Source organism: Nonlabens antarcticus (genome assembly GCF_015356755.1).
Classification (GTDB): domain Bacteria; phylum Bacteroidota; class Bacteroidia; order Flavobacteriales; family Flavobacteriaceae; genus Nonlabens; species Nonlabens antarcticus.
Genome location: NZ_JADFCO010000066.1, coordinates 316,413 through 334,626, shown reverse-complemented (window position 1 = coordinate 334,626; position 18,214 = coordinate 316,413). Strand labels below are relative to the sequence as shown.

Below are 18,214 nucleotides of genomic sequence, written 5' to 3'. Positions count from 1 at the left end.
GTGGAGAAGTTTATGGAAAAGCAAAACGTTTTCCATGATCAACATCATTAGTCTTTCCATAGGGCTGAGCGCATCATTTGTGATTGGGATGATGGTGTATTATGATTTTACGTTTGATAAATTCCATGAAGACGGCGATAGAATATACAGGTTAGTAACTGATATTGAAGATGCGCAAGGCATAGATTACAATAGTGGCATTACCGCTACCTTGCGTCTTGCTACAAATACAAGTATCACTGGAATCGAGCAGTCTGCCTTCTTTTATAAGTGGTGGGTAGGTAAAGTAAAAGCAGACTCCTCTGATCAAATATTTATGGATCCAGAGAAAATTATTCTTACAGATCAGGCTTATTTTGAGCTTTTTGAGTATAAATGGATCGCTGGATCCAAGAATGACATATTGAACCGGCCCAACGAAGTCGTCCTCACAGCAAAACGCGCCAAAGAATATTTTCCAACCTTACTTCCTGAAGATATCATTGGTAAGAATATTATCTATAATGAAACTATCACAGCACAAGTAAAAGGTATCGTAGCAGATTTTGATGAGCGGACAGATATTGTTTTTAACGAATTTGTTTCCCTTGAAACCGCGAGACAGACTGAGGATGCCGATCAGATTTTTACCGACGACTGGGGCATGACGAGCTCTGCAAGTCAGCTGTTTATTAAACTTCAAGAAAACACAAGTGTTGGATCCATCCAGTCACAGTTGGATCAACTAGCCATAGCGCATAAAGATGAGTATTCAGAACAATTTGGGCAGACACGTCATTTCAAAATGCAGCCCTTATCAGATATTCACTTAAATGCCGATTATGGTGTTTATGACTATACAGAACTTCAATCCAGTAAGGAAGTTCTCATTGCACTCGCTGTGATCGCCCTTTTTCTATTACTACTGGGAAGTATCAATTTTATCAATCTGAACACGGCACAAGCAACGCAAAGAGCTAAAGAAATAGGAGTGCGTAAAACCTTGGGGAGTTCCAGAAAACAACTCTTCTTTCAATTTCTAACGGAAACGTTTTTAATTACAGGAGTTGCCGCAGTGGTCTCCATAGGGTTATCCATTTGGATGCTAGACGTTTTTGATGAATATATCCCTAGAGGTCTAAATGCATCCATTATGCTGCAACCTCAAATAATTTTGTTCATCGTCCTCACATTTATGGTAGTAGCATTTCTTTCTGGAATTTATCCCAGCCTTGTGCTATCTCAATTGAAGCCTGTAAAAGTTTTAAAGGGTGATACATTCTTATCTAATAAAAACAGTGAGACGCGCAAGGTTCTTACCGTATTTCAATTTACAATAGCGCAGGTATTTATCATCGCGACGCTGTTGGTAGGTAAGCAGATTCATTTCATGATGAATAAGGACTTGGGTTTTCAGACTGATGCAATTGCTTATGTTCAGACACCATGGACAGATGACCAATTTGCTAGCAGACAAGTATTGGAAACCAGTATCCAAAGTATTCCCAGCATATCTCAAATAAGTCTGGGCGGCATGCCACCAGCCTCCCAAAATATGGCTACACGCAGTGCCGTTTACAAAACCGGAAAAGAGGAGATCATTAAAGACATACAAGTTCTTAATGGAGATACAAATTACCTCGAGATATATAAAATACCGCTACTAGCAGGAAGAACCATTAGAAATGACACTATTGAGGAGTATGTCATCAATGAAACTGCTATGCATGCTTTCGGATTTAAAAACCCTGAGGATGCCATTGACAAATACATTGAATTTAGTGGTAAAGAAAAATTAGTCGTGGGCGTGATGGGGGATTTTAATCAGCGATCCCTTAAGTCAGAAATTGTTCCGCTTGCGTTTACCGGTGATACAAGTAGGAAGCGTAGAACAAAATTTACATATGCACATATAACCCTTGCTAGACATACAACCAGCTGGCAAGAAACTCTAGCCTTGGTAAAACAAAAATTTAATAAGGTTTATCCTGGTGAAACGTTTCAAGCAACTTTTGTAGATGAGTCCATCGCTCGCTTTTATGTGGAAGAACAACGTATCTCTACTTTACTCAACTGGGCAACGGGACTTGCGATATTGATAAGTTGCCTGGGGTTGCTGGGCCTTGTTATTCATAGCACAGAGCGCCGGACAAAGGAAATAGGAATCCGCAAGGTATTGGGTGCAACGGTGTTGCAAATCAATAATTTGTTATGTCGGGAATTCCTGGTTTTGGTGCTGGTTGCTTTTGTGATTGCCACTCCCATCGCTTATTACGCGCTGGATTTATGGCTGACAGACTTTGCTTATAAAACGGACGTCAGCTTGTGGATTTTTCTCGCAGCAGGCATTAGTATGATTATAATCGCGATGTTGATCATGAGTTTTAAAACCATTACCACAGCGATGAAAAATCCCGTGGATAGTCTGAAAACTGAGTAAGGGTTCGCTTTCGCGAAAGCGGAAAATCAAGAGCAAGCGTTGCGCCTCATCATTAGGCGCAAGCGTTGCGCCTCATCACTAGGCGCAAGCATTGCACCTCATCACTAGGCGCAAGCATTGCGCCGATAACTATACAGATCACATCTGTAAATAGTAGGAAAAGCATTGCATTAAAGCACAGATTCTGTCCCGATACCGTACGCTACTGTATCAAAACCGTACACTTAAACCACGGCAAATCATTGTCAAGTAATTGATTTACAGATAATTATTTTTATGGCATTATTGTGACATTAAACTTAACATGAAATTAATCCCGACAGCCATCGGGACAAATACTAAAAACAATGATCAGGAATTATATCAAAATGGCATTTAGAAACCTGTGGAAGGATAAAACGTTCACAATGCTCAATATTGCTGGACTTGCCATAGGTGTGGGCGTTTGCATCCTCCTTTTTGCCTTCATCAATAAGGAACTGGGTTTTGATAAAATGTACACTCATGCAGACCAGATATACCGGGTCAATATGGAAACGACCGAAGAATATGATTATGAGGTCTGGGCGACCATGCCCAACGCCGTGGGCCCTGCCATCCAGCAAGACCTTCCTCAGGTAGAGCGCATGGCACGGCTTATTAAAAATGATTTTGGCGCCACCGCTTCTCTCAAAGTAGGCGATAAAAATTTTACCGAAACCAACCATTATCTAGCAGATGCCGCGCTATTTGATATGTTTGATTTTGAATTCCTGCAAGGAACTGGGGAGTCTGCGTTTTCAAAACCGAACACCATCGTGCTATCTCAAACGGCAAAGCAGCGCTTATTCGGCGAGCAGGACGCCATGGACGAACTGATCACGGTCAATAACAGAGATACTCTTCAAGTAGCCGGTATTTATGCAGATATGCCTGAAAATAGCGTAATGGATTATGCGATGGTGTCTAATATTATGGATTCCTGGATGGGAACTGATGTTTCCTGGAGCAATGCCAGTTTTGAAACTTATGTACAGTTGCAGGAAGGAGCCGACGTGGCCAATTCAGAAAAAAACGCAACGGCCTTAATCGATAAAAATGTAGATAAAGAATACCAGTATTTTACAGAATTTATTTTTCAGCCGTTGACTGATATTCATTTATACTCTACAGATGTTAGAGAGGGTTACAGTACTAAACTGGGAAATGGCAATACTGTAAAAAGTCTACTTTTTCTTTCTCTACTCATTCTATTCATTGCCTGTATCAATTATATGAACCTCGCCACTGCAAAGTCCCGCAAACGTGCCAAAGGAATAGGAATGAACAAAGTGCTGGGCGCAAACCGTAGTCAGATGCTAACGTTATTCTACGTAGAAACGGCAGTTCTGGTATTCATTTCAATGGTCCTGGGCTATGCGGGTTCATTTATTGCACTGCCCTATTTTGAAAGCGTCACAGGTAATGAACTTGCTGTTTCCAGTTTAGTGGCCACGCCTTTACTACTCGGTTTAATGGTTATCTGGATAGTGGTTACCATTATTGCGGGAAGTTATCCGGCAATCTCGATGTCGGGAATCTCGCCGTTGGTTTTGGTCAACAAATCAAAGTCGGCTGGGGCTGCATCAGAATTTATACGTAAAGGACTTGTGGTATTTCAGTTTGCCGCCTCTATCGTGCTGATCATTTCAGTCACGATCATCTTGCAGCAAATGGATTTTATGAAAAATAAAAATCTAGGCTACGACCCCAATGGCATTGTCGCTATCTCGATCAAGTCTGCCCAGAGTGATCAGCAGGTTCAAAACCTGATTCAAAATTTGCAAGGTCAAACAAGCGTGGAAAGCTTATCAGCTGTGCAGTCCATACCAGGAGGCGTTGAAAGCGGCAGGGCAGTGCGCAAACTTGCTACAGATATTACCGGAATGCCTATTGCAAGCTGCCGTACTTACGGTAATGTCGTAGAGACATTAAAACTCAAAATTCTTGCAGGGAGCGAGCTTCCTGAAACCATCGCCGCAGGCGATTCTACGATCTACACGCTGATCAATGAAAATATTTTGAACTATCTGGGCTATAAAACACCAGATGATGCCATAGGTAAAATTATAAACACAGAGCTGGGAAACCGAGCCATCATCACAGGCGTGGTCGATGATTTTAATTTTAATTCGCTCAAGGAAGATGTGGGCGGTTATATGTATTACAAATCTACCAGAGCTCCAGAGGGAATCCGTACGTTGTTAGTGCGCTACAATTCCCAGAATCTGCCACAATTCATGGAGCAAATAGAAAAATCTTTTACTGATAACCTGCCCAGCACCGCCTTTGATTATCAGTTTCTAGACCGGCATGTCGCGCAGTTATACGCTTCTGAAGAAAAGACTGCCAAAACTATTACCGTTTTTTCCATCATCGCTATTTTCATCGCGTGCCTGGGTCTGTTTGGTTTGGCTGCTTTCACGGCAGAACAGCGCACCAAAGAAATAGGAATGCGTAAAGTGCTGGGCGCCACAGTTGCTGGAATAACACAGCTATTGTCTAAAGATTTTCTAAAACTCATCATTATTGCCTTTGTTATCGCAGCACCGGTCGCTTACTGGTTGATGCACGAGTGGCTGCTGGATTTTGCATACCGTACCGAAATCAATATTTGGGTATTTGCTTTTGCAGGTATTGCCGCTCTATTGATCGCTTTGCTTACCGTTAGTTTTCAAGCAATAAAAGCCGCTGTTGCAAACCCCATTGATAGTTTGAAAATGGAATAAAAGTGGTGGATAGAACCCAATATCGCTTTCGCGAAAGTGAAAGGCAGATCGCATCCGCCAGAAGAAGGCGCAAGCGTTGCGCCGAAAACGGTGAGGGCAGATCGCATCCGTCAGAGGAAGGCGCAAGCGTTGCGCCGAAAACGGTGAGGGCAGATTGCATCCGCCAGAGGAAGGCGCAAGCGTTGCGCTTAGAACCGTAAGGGCGGATCGCAGTCGCCAGAGGAAGGCGCAAGCGTTGCGCAGAAAACGGTGAGCGCGGATCGCATCCGTCAGAGGAAGGCGCAAGCGTTGCGCCTAGAACGGTGAGGGCAGATCGCATCCGCCAGAGGAAGGCGCAAGCGTTGCGCCGAGAACGGTGAGGGCAGATCGCATCCGTCAGAGGAAGGCGCAAGCGTTGCGCCTAGAAAGGTGAGGGCAGATCGCATCCGTCAGAGGAAGGCGCAAGCGTTGCGCCGAAAACGGTGAGGGCAGATCGCATCCGTCAGAGGAAGGCGCAAGCGTTGCGCCGAAAACGGTGAGGGCGGATCGCATCCGTCAGAGGAAGGCGCAAGCGTTGCGCCGAAAACAGAAAAACAAAAACAATGCTACTACAACTTAAAAACATCTACAAATGGGTCAATCAAGGAGGCAGACGGGTCTTCCTGCTTAATGACTTATCGCTCGACGTCGAGCAGGGCGAATTCATCTCCATCATGGGACCTTCAGGATCTGGAAAATCTACGTTGCTGAATATCATCGGGATGCTCGACGGATTCCAAGAAGGTGAGTACCTATTTCTGGATGAACCGGTTCACAATTTAAAAGAAAAACAAAAATCCAAACTCTATAAAGAAACCATAGGCTTCGTTTTTCAAGCTTATCACTTGATTGATGAGCTGACCGTTTATGAAAATATAGAAACACCGTTACTTTATAAAGGAGTCAAATCTTCAGAGCGTAAAGCACTGGTAGCAGACATGCTGGACCGTTTCAACATCGTCGGTAAAAAAGATCTATTTCCCAGCCAACTTTCAGGCGGTCAGCAGCAGCTTGTAGGCGTTGCTAGAGCTTTGATTGCAAAGCCCAAATTGATTCTGGCAGACGAACCCACCGGAAATCTAAACAGCGCACAAAGTGATGAGATTATGCAGCTTTTTCAGGATTTGAACAAGGAGGGAGTGACCATCATTCAAGCCACACATTCTGATAAAAATGCTTCTTATGGAACACGCACGATCCATTTGCTGGATGGATGCCGTGATTCAAAAAAGGAAAAATAGTCAAGAGATCCGAAGCTAGATAACGATTTTGGAAAATAACCACTACCGCACTTATGATAAACCTGTTTGAATTAAGAATCGTTTCTCTCCCATGGAATTATGTACTGTTTTCAAGGAATGTAGACGAAGTGGGTAATGAGGTAACTCTTGCCTCCTCAGAACCTTCTAGATCAAACTAAGAAACCAATGAATCTATAATTGGCTTGACAAAACATTAAATACTATAAACTCAAAGACTCACCGCTAAAACCTTAAGAACCATGATTGCTATTATTTTGTATTTACTAGAACTCCTTTTAAATTGTTTGTCATAGAACCCGGAATGAAATTTTAATCTTGGGAAGAAGATGTTTTTTCCTGCTCCTGTTCTTTTCTGCTCGCTTCTTGTTCTACAAACTTTTCATGCTCTAAATCTGCGAAGAAATCTTTTTTGCGGTTGTTGAGACTTACCATTCCTTCTGCCTTGCCGTACATCGTTATAATGTCAGCCGGTAGAAGCTTGAAATTACCCGATGGAGATCCAAAATAACCAGAACCCACACGATCTACTCCCAGTATGGTAATTCCTTCTTCGCGCAGGTTCAGTTCCTGCAGCGTACGGTGGCACATCCATCCATCGTCATCTACAGTTGATTCAATAATTTTAAAATTATCTTTAAGGTGTAAAACAGCGGCATAATCATTCACGTCCAGATCAGTATATTTTTTCAACATGCGATTGATCAACCTAGATAATCCACGATCAACCCAGTCACTTTTTACTGCCCACCACAGTGCGCTCAATCCCACTACAATGATCATTAATCCATATAATTTTGAGGTAACAGAGTCAGGAAGAACAAATGTCAAAATCAAAGATGACATAACTGTCACGATCCCAGCATTCCCTATGAGCATGAGATGGAATATAATTTTACGCCGTACCGGATGGCTCATTATTTTTTCCGTTTCCATAGTACTCAAACCCGCGCCAGTATATGCAGATCTGGATTGGAATTTTGCGCTATCCCTAGAAAGCCCAGTGTGCACCAAAGCAATTGTTGCAACTCTGGTAATTAAAGCAGATAGAGTAACTATTAAAAAAAGGGTGACTGCTGCTATCATATGGTGATTCTAATAAAATGTAAATTTAAACATCTCTTTGGGATTCATAGACTACATTAAGATCGATAGATGAGTTAGCACAAACTAAACACTTGGTCAAATCTTTACACAATTGATGTTAAAGTGTCTCAAGTTTTACGTTTGATATTGATTGAGACCACTATAAGATTTGATGATCGCCTTCACTTAATGAGGTCTACAGTCTTCAAGTTTGTAAAAAATACAAATGAGGTCTGTTTACGATGCATCATCATAACTCAAAATTAGTGTTCTTAAAAAGCGCCTAAACTATTTCACTTTTTCCACTTTACTTTTTACAGCTTTTCTGGAGTTAGATTTACTCTATGCTCGTAAGGTATGAGACGTCAACATGATTAAGAACAAATTTTCTCATTTACATGAACTCCATCAAACCACTAGTTGTGTAAAATGATAATTTTATTGATTATGCTCAAATCACTAGTTATCAAACTACTGATATTCCTTCATCAACTCATGCTGACATCTTTTTATGCAACAAGCCAGAGATGTAAAAATCAAACGAATCGAGCGCTTTAGAAAATTCAAAAAATATTCGTGAAAACCGTCAAATAATTAGGATAGGATTTCCTCATCTGCTAATTTTAAATGCATATTTGATCCCTTAAATTGAGCAATTAATATGTACATCGCTATCATCATAGTTTTCATTATAGGATACGCTTGTATCGCTTTTGAACATACTCTTAAGATCGATAAAGCTGCTATCGCGTTATTAACTGGAACTATTTGTTGGGTACTTTTTATGTACGGTAGCGATAGTTTGATTCCACAGATCGCTTCTGGTGAATCTGCGGGCTGGATTGATGAACGACTGAAGGAGCACCTAGGAGATATTGCAGAAATACTTTTCTTTTTAATGGGTGCGATGACCATTGTAGAAATCATAGATGCCCATGAGGGATTTTCCATCATTACAGATCGAATAAAAACCACTAACCGTGTCAAGCTCGTGTGGATTCTCGGAGTTTTGACTTTCTTCTTATCAGCTGCACTGGACAACCTCACTACCGCGATTGTAATGGCAGCACTGCTGCGCAAAATGATTAAGAACAAAGAAGACCTTTGGATGTTTGCTGGGATCCTAATCATCGCTGCTAATGCTGGTGGCGCCTGGTCACCTATAGGCGATGTTACAACAATTATGTTGTGGATAGGTGGTCAAATTACTGCTGGAAATATTATTACTCAAATATTTATTCCCAGTTTAGTGTGCCTACTCGTGCCGTTAATTATTATGACATTTAGGTTTAAAGGAAATATTGAAAGTATAAGCCCGCATTCAGAACATTCGATTCCAGTCACCCATTATGAAAAAAAACTCGTTTTTTCTGTCGGGATAGGCGCACTACTATTTGTACCTATTTTTAAAAGTATCACCGGTTTACCTCCATTCATGGGAATTCTTATGGGATTAGGAGTCGTATGGATTTTGACAGAACTCATCCATAAATCTAAGTCGCCAAAATTAAAAAAACCATTAACAATAGCTGGCGTTTTACAGCGAATTGATACACCCAGCATTTTGTTTTTCCTCGGGATCCTTATAGCGGTAGGCAGTTTGCAATCTGCCGGTCACCTGGTAGATCTTGCACAAATTTTAGATAACAACCTCAACAATATATATCTGGTGAACAGTGCGATAGGAGTACTATCATCCATTGTGGACAACGTTCCTTTAGTGGCTGGTGCAATGGGAATGTACTCTCTAGAAACGTATCCCGTCGATGACACTTTTTGGGAGCTTCTGGCATTTTGTGCGGGAACCGGTGGTAGTATTTTGATTATAGGTTCTGCCGCAGGAGTGGCGATAATGGGTATTTTAAACATAGACTTTATGTGGTATGTAAAAAATATCAGTTTGCTGGCGATCGCTGGTTATGTAGCTGGAATTCTAACCTTTATTGCATTGAATTGATGGAAGTATAATGTGGTGGATGGTTCGCTTTCGCGAAAGCGAACTTCTAATCATCATCACAACTTTAAAGCACATTTTTAATTTAGATTACATTTCTATAATCTCCTCCCGGTACTTGAGCGCTTTACTATTAGGCTCGATTCCATTAAAATAATGCTGCGCGTAAACCTTCACAAACTCTGCTCCATAAAAGAGGATAAGTGCGCTGTAAGAAACCCAAAGTAGCAGCAACACGACAATTCCAGCTGCACCGTAAGCACTTGCGGGAGAGGAGTTTGAAAAGTATAACTCTAATAAAAATTTACCAAGTTCAAACAGCAATGCGGTTAACACAGCACCGGGCCAGATAATTTTCCAGTGCATTTCAGCATCAGGTAGGTACCGAAACATCAATCCAAAAAGGACACTCACAATACCCACGGATATTAAAAAATTAAGACCCAGCGCGAGATAGATCAAGTACTCTGGAAGATTATCCTTAATTACTTCTTGCAACATATTTATGACGGTAGAGAGCACAAAACTTACAAGGATTAAAAAACCCACTACCAGAATAAAGCCAAAACTCTTAGCACGGTCGGTGAGAATTTTCCACCAAGGTGTATCTGGATTTATCTTCAAACGCCATATTTTGTTGAGAGAAACCTGGAGTTGATAAAACAATCCAGTAGCTCCAAATATGAGGGTTCCTATACCCACAAGTGCTGCTACTACTCCATTATCATAGCTTGCCGTTTGTAACATGTCATTAATACCTTCTGCTGCATCCCGACCTATAAACCCAGCAAGATCATTAGTCAATCGACCCGTTGCGATTTCTTGATCCCATATAATGCCAACAATATTTATGATTATGATCAATAATCCTGGTAACGATAAGATCGCATAGTAAGCAATGCTGGCACTTAATTGCCACACATCATCATTATTCCACTCTTTGGCACTTTCCCACAATAATTTAGGTAGATGCGCGAGTTTAAACTGTTCTTTAGGTTGAGGAGTAATTGTGGTGTTCATGGTTCGAAATAAATCAATTATCAGCAATTGAATGTGGTGCTTCCCATAAGATTAACGACCTCGAAGGGTATTATGCACATTTTACACTCGATTGTCACTGAGGTTTACCGTAAAGTAAGCCAATTAAGAACCCATGTTGTGTGGTTTTAAAATATTCTGTTTGAAAAACACATTGAATTTGTTGTTAGACTCAAAGTTTACAGTTCGCAATTCCTCTGGATAGACAATAGTAATTATGAAAACGACGTAATTGAACAGATTACTAATCCCTTAATTGTGGTTTTGCAAATCCTATTTGATCTTATCATTAATTCAATTTCCATTAAAAAAATGAACACACAGCATTGTTGTTATATAGGAAATCTTTAAATCGACGCACAGCAACCCTGGTAACCTATCCAACTTGAGGCCAGTAATAAAAAAGTGAGAAAATAAAAAATAATTATGCTACTGAAGTTTTATTGTCGTTGACAGAATTTAAAACACCCGCTGCCTCAATTGCCATTTTTAGGGAGCTGTATCTTGCAATAGTTTTTTTGAGGAACATGCGCTCAAAAACTAGAATCGTCATTCCTGCCTTTGTGTAAGTCACAACAGAATACGACTTAAATTTATCTAACCTATTTTTAATGTTTGTAAGTTCGGCGGGTTTGAGGGAATAATCGTAAACCCTATTTGAAATGTAGTGGACTCTGGAGATATCTCCTATTTCATCCTCAATAGCTTTCATAATTACCTGAGCTTCTTCAACGCCGATAATAACATGTTGATTAACTTCAGCTATAACGATGTCATCCGTAAAATATAAATCTGCACAAGGTAGGTTTGTTATACTTTGGATATTTAATAAAGACTCAAGGACTTTCATAGGGGAAATATTGAATGAGAAGGGATTACATTCATTGTGCCAAAATAGTTTTTATCTATTAAAAACCTAAAATCACTACAAACGAACTAAATATACAGATAAGTTTACTTAAAATTAACAGTCCCCAGTTAAAACGTAACTATACTTTACTGCTCTTCAAACATAACGTTCAATGGAAAAACTTAAAGCTTCTTTACTAACTACTGCATTAAAACCTGACCCTGTTCTTAACAATGTTCCCAGACAAGTTCCTGATGCTGCTTACAGTCTCGTCGAACCTATCATATTCAAAAATCGTGAAATTATTCACGTGACTCTAGAGGTTGCAAAATATCTAGGGTTTACAGAAGAATACCTTGAATTGGAAGAATTCAAAAAGATGGTGACAGGTGGATGGGTTGATTCTAAAAACCCATCTTTTGCCATGAATTATGGTGGTCATCAATTTGGTCAATGGGCAGGTCAATTGGGCGATGGCAGAGCGATTAATATAGGTCAAATTGAGATTGATGATGCTTCCCAACAATTACAACTTAAAGGTGCGGGACCCACTCCCTATTCCAGGCGAGGCGATGGTTATGCTGTATTGAGATCAAGTATTAGAGAACACTTGTGTAGCGAGGCAATGCATCATTTGGGAATTCCCACAACCAGATCTTTATCACTGGCGTTAACAGGGGAGCAAGTAATGCGCGATGCATTTTATGATGGAAATGCTGCCTATGAAAAAGGAGCTGTCGTCTGCCGGGTAGCCCCATCTTTTTTAAGATTTGGAAACTTTCAACTTCCTTCCGCAAATGGTAATGATTCCTTATTACGTCAAATAACCGATTTTACCATAAAACATCATTTTCCTCAAATTAAATCAGAAGGAAAAGAAAAGTACTTAGAATTCTTTAAAGAGGTTTCAGAAAGCACTTTAGAGTTGATGATTCACTGGCAGCGGGTAGGTTTTGTTCATGGAGTTATGAATACAGATAATATGTCTATTCTAGGACTTACGATCGATTATGGACCGTACGGCTGGATTGATGATTATGATCCAGACTGGACGCCTAACACTACAGACAATCAGCATAAAAGATATAGATATAGTGCGCAGCCTGAAATAGGGCTTTGGAATTTGTGGCAACTTGCTAATGCGTTGTTCTCGTTGATTGATGATTCTAAACCACTGGAAGCGATTCTGAATGATTACAAAACACAATTTGTTAAGAAACATCTGGAAATGATGCGGTGCAAATTAGGTCTAACGGTTCCGCACGATTCAGATGTTGACATTATTGCAGATTTAATGGAATTACTTCCTAAAGTAGAGGTTGATATGACACTATTTTTTAGGGAACTAGCGCGATTAAATTCTACAATCAACGATGCCGACGCGTTCGAAATTCTTTCCGTTGCATTTTATGATCTAGATAATTTATCAATAAATGAATCTAAAGAATGGCAGGACTGGATCAGTGTTTATATAATAAGGTTGAAACAGGAATCTGCCTATGCGATTAAAAGAGTTGAGTTAATGAACAGCACTAATCCCAAGTATGTGCTGCGCAATTATATGGCGCAACTGATTATTAATGATGCAGAAAAAGGAGATTATACCCTACTGGAACAGATTCATGAAATGCTAAAAGATCCTTATAAAGAGCAGCCCAATAATGATAAGTGGTACGCAAAACGTCCGGACTGGGCTAGAAATAAACCAGGTTCCTCGCAACTAAGTTGCAGCAGTTAATTTCATTTGAAACTAATCCCTAGGAATATTAAAATATATTACTGCATCATTAAAAAGCATGGGTTCTTTACTCGGCTCGAATGAAAACTGAACCATTGGCATAAAAAAACCGATCTTTTCAGATCGGTTTTGTGTTATTAGGTACTTCATGAAATTCAGAATATTAAATCAATCAAAGTTTTTCTCAAATTGAAATATATGATCCTGGACTCAACTCATATGATGTTTTTAACTAAGGTTGCTCATAAAATGAAGCAACAGAAATCAAGTTTAAAAATATTATAGGCTATCTAAACTTCCTGTTTGACCTACATCCGTTTTTTCTCCTGTTATAGCGCCATAGCCCATTTTAAATAAACTGACTAGAGCGTTAGATTTAGAATCCCAATACTGTCCTTCTTCTGGATGAAAGGTGATTACCGTAATATTAGGGTCATCTTTTCCTTCAAACCAGTTATCATCTGCGCTGCCATAAAGCTCATCAATAATTTTTCTATCCTTAGAAATTACCGCTTTACCGTAAGCACTCAAGAACTCCATGCTGTGCTTTTCAGAATATAGAAGCTGGCATCTAGAGTCGTTTTCAATATTAGCATTATGCTCGCTGTTTTGATTACTCAAAAAGTAAGTTGTCCCATTGTCGTCCACCTTTTTAGTGCTCATTGGGATTGCGTGCAACGGCGTTTGATCTAGGTGCGTTAGCATCATTGCAAAATTAATACTGGAAGCTAGTTCCTTATATTTTTTTTGGGCGTCTGCGTTATTTAGGTTGTTTGTGCTCATCTTTAATTTTTTATTTATTTAAAGATATTGTGCAAATCAATGCTATTAAGCTAATGAAATATCAATTTTAATTGAAAAGTGCCAATTTATGTTAACGGGCTAATAAGTATTTCGCTTTCGCGAAAGCGGAATAATTGCCACCTTTTTACTCATTAATAGATTCAAGAAGAATTATACCATTTTCCACCTGTATTTGAACCATTCCGTTTTTCATAGCAACCCGCTCGCCTGTGTAGTAATTGCGCAACTGCATCCTGTTTTTGAAAGTCTCAGAAACGTTAAGAGTCAATAAACCATTGGGCAGCCCTGCGCCTATGATGACTTTATCACTGTACCCATCTTTACTATAGGAGCGTGTTGTTACAGAACCTGAACCCTTATAATTACTTGGGAGAACCTCACCAGCACCCACCGCTGGGTGATCGCGGCGGAAACGTCCCAGTTTCTGCCAGTGCGCCAGCGTTCCCTGATCTACATTATCCCAATTCATGTTTGTACGGAGATTAGCATCGCCGTTAGCATTTTCTGCCTCTAACGATCTTGCCGTTTCATCACCATAATAAATTTGCGAGATCCCTGGAGTCAGCAATAATTTGGATCCAGATTCCATCATTTTTTCTCTTGCAGGATCAAATGGTTGACCATCGTCATGAGAGCTTATGTAGTTCACAAATACGGCAGTATCTTCTTTTTCTGATAACAAATTACTTCTTATCTGATCATATTTTTTAAACAGCGTTTTGTAGTCGCTTTGTGCATCGCTTTTAAAACTAAAATTAATCATCGCATCATAACCGAAATCAAAATAATCTACTACTGCATCGCCAAAATCATAGCCGCGACCACTAGCTGCGCTGTAGCCATATAGCTCACCCATAATAAAAAACTCGTCGTCATGGATTTTCTTCTCTGGATTATTTTCTTTCCATTCATTAAAAGCCAGTTTAGCCTGCTCATTAAAAGTCGCCCATACAGATTCTTCCACATGCTTCACCGTATCGACCCTAAACCCATCAACACCGGTTTCCCTAGCATAGTCAGTGACCCATTTTATAAGATAATTTGCGGGTGTTCGTGGTAGTTTAGAAGTTTCAAAAAATAAATTCAATTCCTTAACTTCTTGTTCATACCTACCTTCTGCCTTCCATTTGTTTACTAGAATTTCAGGCAAATCAACTTCTTCTTTACTATCCGTTCTAATATCTGGAAGATTATTTGTCAATGTACAGCTCACTGCAGATTCCTGATCCTGATAGGAGCAAGTAGGCCCTGTGCGAACCCAGCTCTCTGGCCATTGTGGATCCATTTGTGTTACTGGACCCGTGTGATTGATAACCACATCCAGCAATATTCTTATGCCTTTACTGTGCGCAAGCTGTACTAGGTTTTTAAATTCTCCTATGGTTCCATAGGCTGGCTCTACTGCCGTCCAGTCCTTTGCCCAGTAACCATGATAGGCATACGTGAAGCCAGTGCCTTCATCAACACCATCATGAATCTGTTCAAAAATGGGAGTTAGCCAGATGGCGTTCACACCTAGGTCTGTAAAATATCCATCCTCTATTCTTTGCTCAATTCCTGCAAAATCACCGCCTTCAAATCCACGTAAAGTCCCGGTTTCCTTATCTCGTTTTACCAAATTATCATTGCTGGTATCACCATTAGCAAAACGATCTGTAAGTAAGAAGTACACGTTTGCCGCTTGCCAGTCAAAATGTGGTTTTGTCTCCAATGAGGTTTTACTTGAAATAGGTTTTATGTTTTTACAGCTATTGAGTGAACAACAAATGAGGATGAGGACAAGAATATTTCTCATGAATCTTTATTATAAGGTATCATCAAAAATAGTGAAGCCATTAATACTTCCTATAACGTAAACAATAAAGCCATCGTAAACCTGCGTAGCTTTAACCGACTTAAAGAAACATGGAAACCTATAAAGATCTCTTTTTAAATTCCTTTACAGATTACGGGAATTACCTATGGCAGGAAATTACACAACCTGCATGGGACAACTACTTCTATTGGTTGGTGGGTTTGTCTTTGTTGGTTTTTGCACTAGAAATTTGGTTGCCTTGGCGAAAAGATCAGAAATTATTGAGAAAGGACTTTTGGTTAGATCTATTTTATCTGTTTTTTAATTTCTTTCTTTTTTCACTCGTAGGTTACAATGCCATTTCTAATATAGGCGTAAGGATTTTTACGGATGGACTTAATAGTATAGGTATAGATAATATTATTGCTTTAGAGGTACAAACATTGCCCGTGTGGTCTCAATTGCTAATCATGTTTGTTATTGCAGACTTTATACAATGGAATATCCACAGATTGTTACATAGAGTTCCCTGGTTATGGGAGTTTCATAAAGTTCATCACAGTGTCAAAGAAATGGGGTTTGCAGCGCAGTTTCGTTTTCACTTTATGGAAACAATTGTCTATAAAACACTCCAATATGCGCCATTAGCTATGATTGGATTTGGTATTCAACAATTCTTCATTGTTCACATGATAGGTGTGTTTATAGGACATTTGAACCACGCAAACCTAAACTGGGATTATGGACCTTTCAAATACATATTGAACAATCCCAAAATGCATTTGTGGCATCATGCAAGAGAATTACCGAAAGGATACAAATACGGGATGAATTATGGATTATCCTTGAGCATCTGGGATTACCTTTTTGGAACAGCTCATGTTCCTTATCACGACGCAAATCTAGAATTAGGTTTTCCAGGTGATGAAGACTTTCCTGAGGATTTAGGCAAACAAATGCTTGCTCCGTTTAAACCAACTAAAAAGTGGGATGCTTAACAACGTACCCTACGTTTGTTGTTTTGCAGTCCCACTTTCAAATAAACCCCTTAATTTTATTTGGTGATCAAATTTACATAGGTCCTGAGCAAAAGCGTATAAAAATACCGGGTAGTAAACGGGTAGTCTGAGACAAATCATGAGATAATAGTCGTTGTAATACTTGTTTATAGGCTGAATGACTATTGTCCTAAAATAATTACTTTCTAACCTAATTCTTGTTGGTGCATTAGTTTAGACGCCTCTTTTCGGTTCGAGACCTCGAGCTTTTCGTAGATTTTCTTAACGTGATATTTTACTGTATTTATGGAAATAAAGAGCTCATCTGCAATTTGCTTGTTCGATTTCCCATCAGCAATTAAGTCCAGTATTTCATTTTCCCGGTTGGTCAGGTTAAACTTGGTAAATATATTTTCCTGACCATGCTGGTTTTTTTCTAACTCGTCGCTTAGGAAGGCAATTTCTGAAAGGTATTGAGTCATCTCCTTTCTCATTTTACGTTGTTTCCGGTCTAAAGTTTTCATACGATAAACAATAGCAAACGTTATAATTATCATCTCAACAAAAGCACTTATTTTAAGATGTATCTGCTTCACCTCAAAAATCTGTAAGTTCAAAGTCGGGCCTAGATAAAATAAAATAGCCGTGATCATCATAAAGAAATAGGCTAAACAAAAGATATACGCAAAACGCTGCACTCTAATTAGAAGCAAAGAACACAGCCAGCTAGACACGAAAATGTATAAGCATACAAAATAAATGCCTACCACATAAGCATAATCATGTAACGCAAAATACAACGACAGGAACAATGCACTTATAACAGCTGCTCCCCAATATGTGAATGCAATAAATGGATAATGTGTATGCAACCGTAAGCTTTTAACCGTAAAAACAGCGCACATGAGACCTCCTATGGAAAGACAAAGAGGCTCTGTTATATCTTTAACTGCAGGTGTCATTCCCAAAATCTCTGCAAATCCGTCTCTGTGAGCAAAGACGGCAAGGATAAACACTAGAAAAACACTGTAATACAAAAACGCCTTGTCCCTGGAAGTAACAAACAATCCTAGGTTGAGCAAAAAGACCACAAGCGCAAAACCATAAAACATTCCTAAACCTACAGCTTTCTGAATTTTCAGCCGCTCATAGATATTTTGGGTAGCGATAGTAAAGGGGAAGTAAGCCTCTTTTTGAACGCCTAGCCTTACAAATACAGGTGTACTGGGCTTTAAAACAAAACTTATAAAACCGTTATTATTAGAAGTTTTTACTTCTGTAAAACTTTGATAGACTTGAACATCATGAATATGATTGTTTTCTAATTGGAAATTAGAAACCTCAGCTACTGCATCTATTTGCAACCAATAAACTCCACGATTTAAACCGTTAGAATATCCGCTTTCTATCGTTTCAAAGGATTCAAACGGTATGTCAAGTAGGTTTAATTCTCCCGTTTCATCATATAAGATAGAAACATTCTGAGCCACGGAGAAAATACTGGAAGA

12 protein-coding genes are annotated in these 18,214 nt (G+C 39.5%); 6 read left to right on the top strand and 6 right to left on the bottom strand.

Annotated features, from left to right (window positions below; all coding sequences use genetic code 11):
* Positions 1 to 34: 34 nt before the first annotated feature.
* The 3 genes from IQ282_RS12665 (at position 35) to IQ282_RS12655 (ending at position 6,425) form a co-directional block, all read left to right on the top strand.
* On the top strand, positions 35 to 2,419 hold the full coding sequence (locus IQ282_RS12665) for an ABC transporter permease (protein WP_262893100.1): 2,385 nt from the start codon (positions 35 to 37) through the stop codon (positions 2,417 to 2,419).
* Positions 2,420 to 2,766: 347 nt separating this feature from the next.
* Positions 2,767 to 5,166, top strand: coding sequence for an ABC transporter permease (locus IQ282_RS12660; protein ID WP_194852239.1), 2,400 nt, complete (start codon positions 2,767 to 2,769; stop codon positions 5,164 to 5,166).
* A gap of 581 nt (positions 5,167 to 5,747) precedes the next feature.
* A complete protein-coding gene (locus IQ282_RS12655) occupies positions 5,748 to 6,425 on the top strand; it encodes an ABC transporter ATP-binding protein (protein WP_194852238.1) in 678 nt (225 codons plus the stop codon).
* Between the two features lie 330 nt (positions 6,426 to 6,755).
* On the opposite strand, the gene IQ282_RS12650 is transcribed toward IQ282_RS12655, so the two are convergent.
* Complete coding sequence (locus IQ282_RS12650; RefSeq protein ID WP_194852237.1) at positions 6,756 to 7,529, bottom strand: TrkA C-terminal domain-containing protein; 774 nt, start codon at positions 7,527 to 7,529, stop codon at positions 6,756 to 6,758.
* A gap of 661 nt (positions 7,530 to 8,190) precedes the next feature.
* On the opposite strand from IQ282_RS12650, the gene nhaD reads away from it, so the two are divergent.
* The gene (nhaD, locus tag IQ282_RS12645; protein WP_194852236.1) at positions 8,191 to 9,486 is read left to right on the top strand and encodes a sodium:proton antiporter NhaD; all 1,296 of its coding nucleotides are present in this window, start codon (positions 8,191 to 8,193) and stop codon (positions 9,484 to 9,486) included.
* Between the two features lie 87 nt (positions 9,487 to 9,573).
* On the opposite strand, the gene IQ282_RS12640 is transcribed toward nhaD, so the two are convergent.
* Both IQ282_RS12640 and IQ282_RS12635 read right to left on the bottom strand, forming a co-directional pair.
* Positions 9,574 to 10,503, bottom strand: coding sequence for a YihY/virulence factor BrkB family protein (locus IQ282_RS12640; RefSeq protein ID WP_194852235.1), 930 nt, complete (start codon positions 10,501 to 10,503; stop codon positions 9,574 to 9,576).
* 442 nt (positions 10,504 to 10,945) lie between these two features.
* Complete coding sequence (locus tag IQ282_RS12635) at positions 10,946 to 11,371, bottom strand: hypothetical protein (RefSeq protein WP_194852234.1); 426 nt, start codon at positions 11,369 to 11,371, stop codon at positions 10,946 to 10,948.
* 172 nt (positions 11,372 to 11,543) lie between these two features.
* Between IQ282_RS12635 and IQ282_RS12630 the strand changes: the two genes are divergently transcribed.
* Complete coding sequence (locus IQ282_RS12630) at positions 11,544 to 13,109, top strand: protein adenylyltransferase SelO (RefSeq protein WP_194852233.1); 1,566 nt, start codon at positions 11,544 to 11,546, stop codon at positions 13,107 to 13,109.
* A 279-nt stretch (positions 13,110 to 13,388) separates the two neighbouring features.
* Here IQ282_RS12630 and IQ282_RS12625 read toward each other — a convergent pair whose 3' ends face one another.
* Positions 13,389 to 13,892, bottom strand: coding sequence for a pyridoxamine 5'-phosphate oxidase family protein (locus IQ282_RS12625; RefSeq protein WP_194852232.1), 504 nt, complete (start codon positions 13,890 to 13,892; stop codon positions 13,389 to 13,391).
* Between the two features lie 145 nt (positions 13,893 to 14,037).
* Positions 14,038 to 15,708: an alpha-amylase family glycosyl hydrolase gene (locus IQ282_RS12620; protein WP_194852231.1), complete on the bottom strand. Its 1,671-nt coding sequence runs from the start codon at positions 15,706 to 15,708 to the stop codon at positions 14,038 to 14,040.
* A gap of 110 nt (positions 15,709 to 15,818) precedes the next feature.
* On the opposite strand from IQ282_RS12620, the gene IQ282_RS12615 reads away from it, so the two are divergent.
* On the top strand, positions 15,819 to 16,706 hold the full coding sequence (locus tag IQ282_RS12615; RefSeq protein WP_194852230.1) for a sterol desaturase family protein: 888 nt from the start codon (positions 15,819 to 15,821) through the stop codon (positions 16,704 to 16,706).
* A gap of 206 nt (positions 16,707 to 16,912) precedes the next feature.
* Here the strand turns inward: IQ282_RS12615 and IQ282_RS12610 are convergent, their stop codons facing one another.
* Positions 16,913 to 18,196, bottom strand: a complete 1,284-nt coding sequence (locus IQ282_RS12610) for a LuxR C-terminal-related transcriptional regulator (protein ID WP_194852229.1) — start codon at positions 18,194 to 18,196, stop codon at positions 16,913 to 16,915.
* Between the last annotated feature and the right edge of the window lie 18 nt (positions 18,197 to 18,214).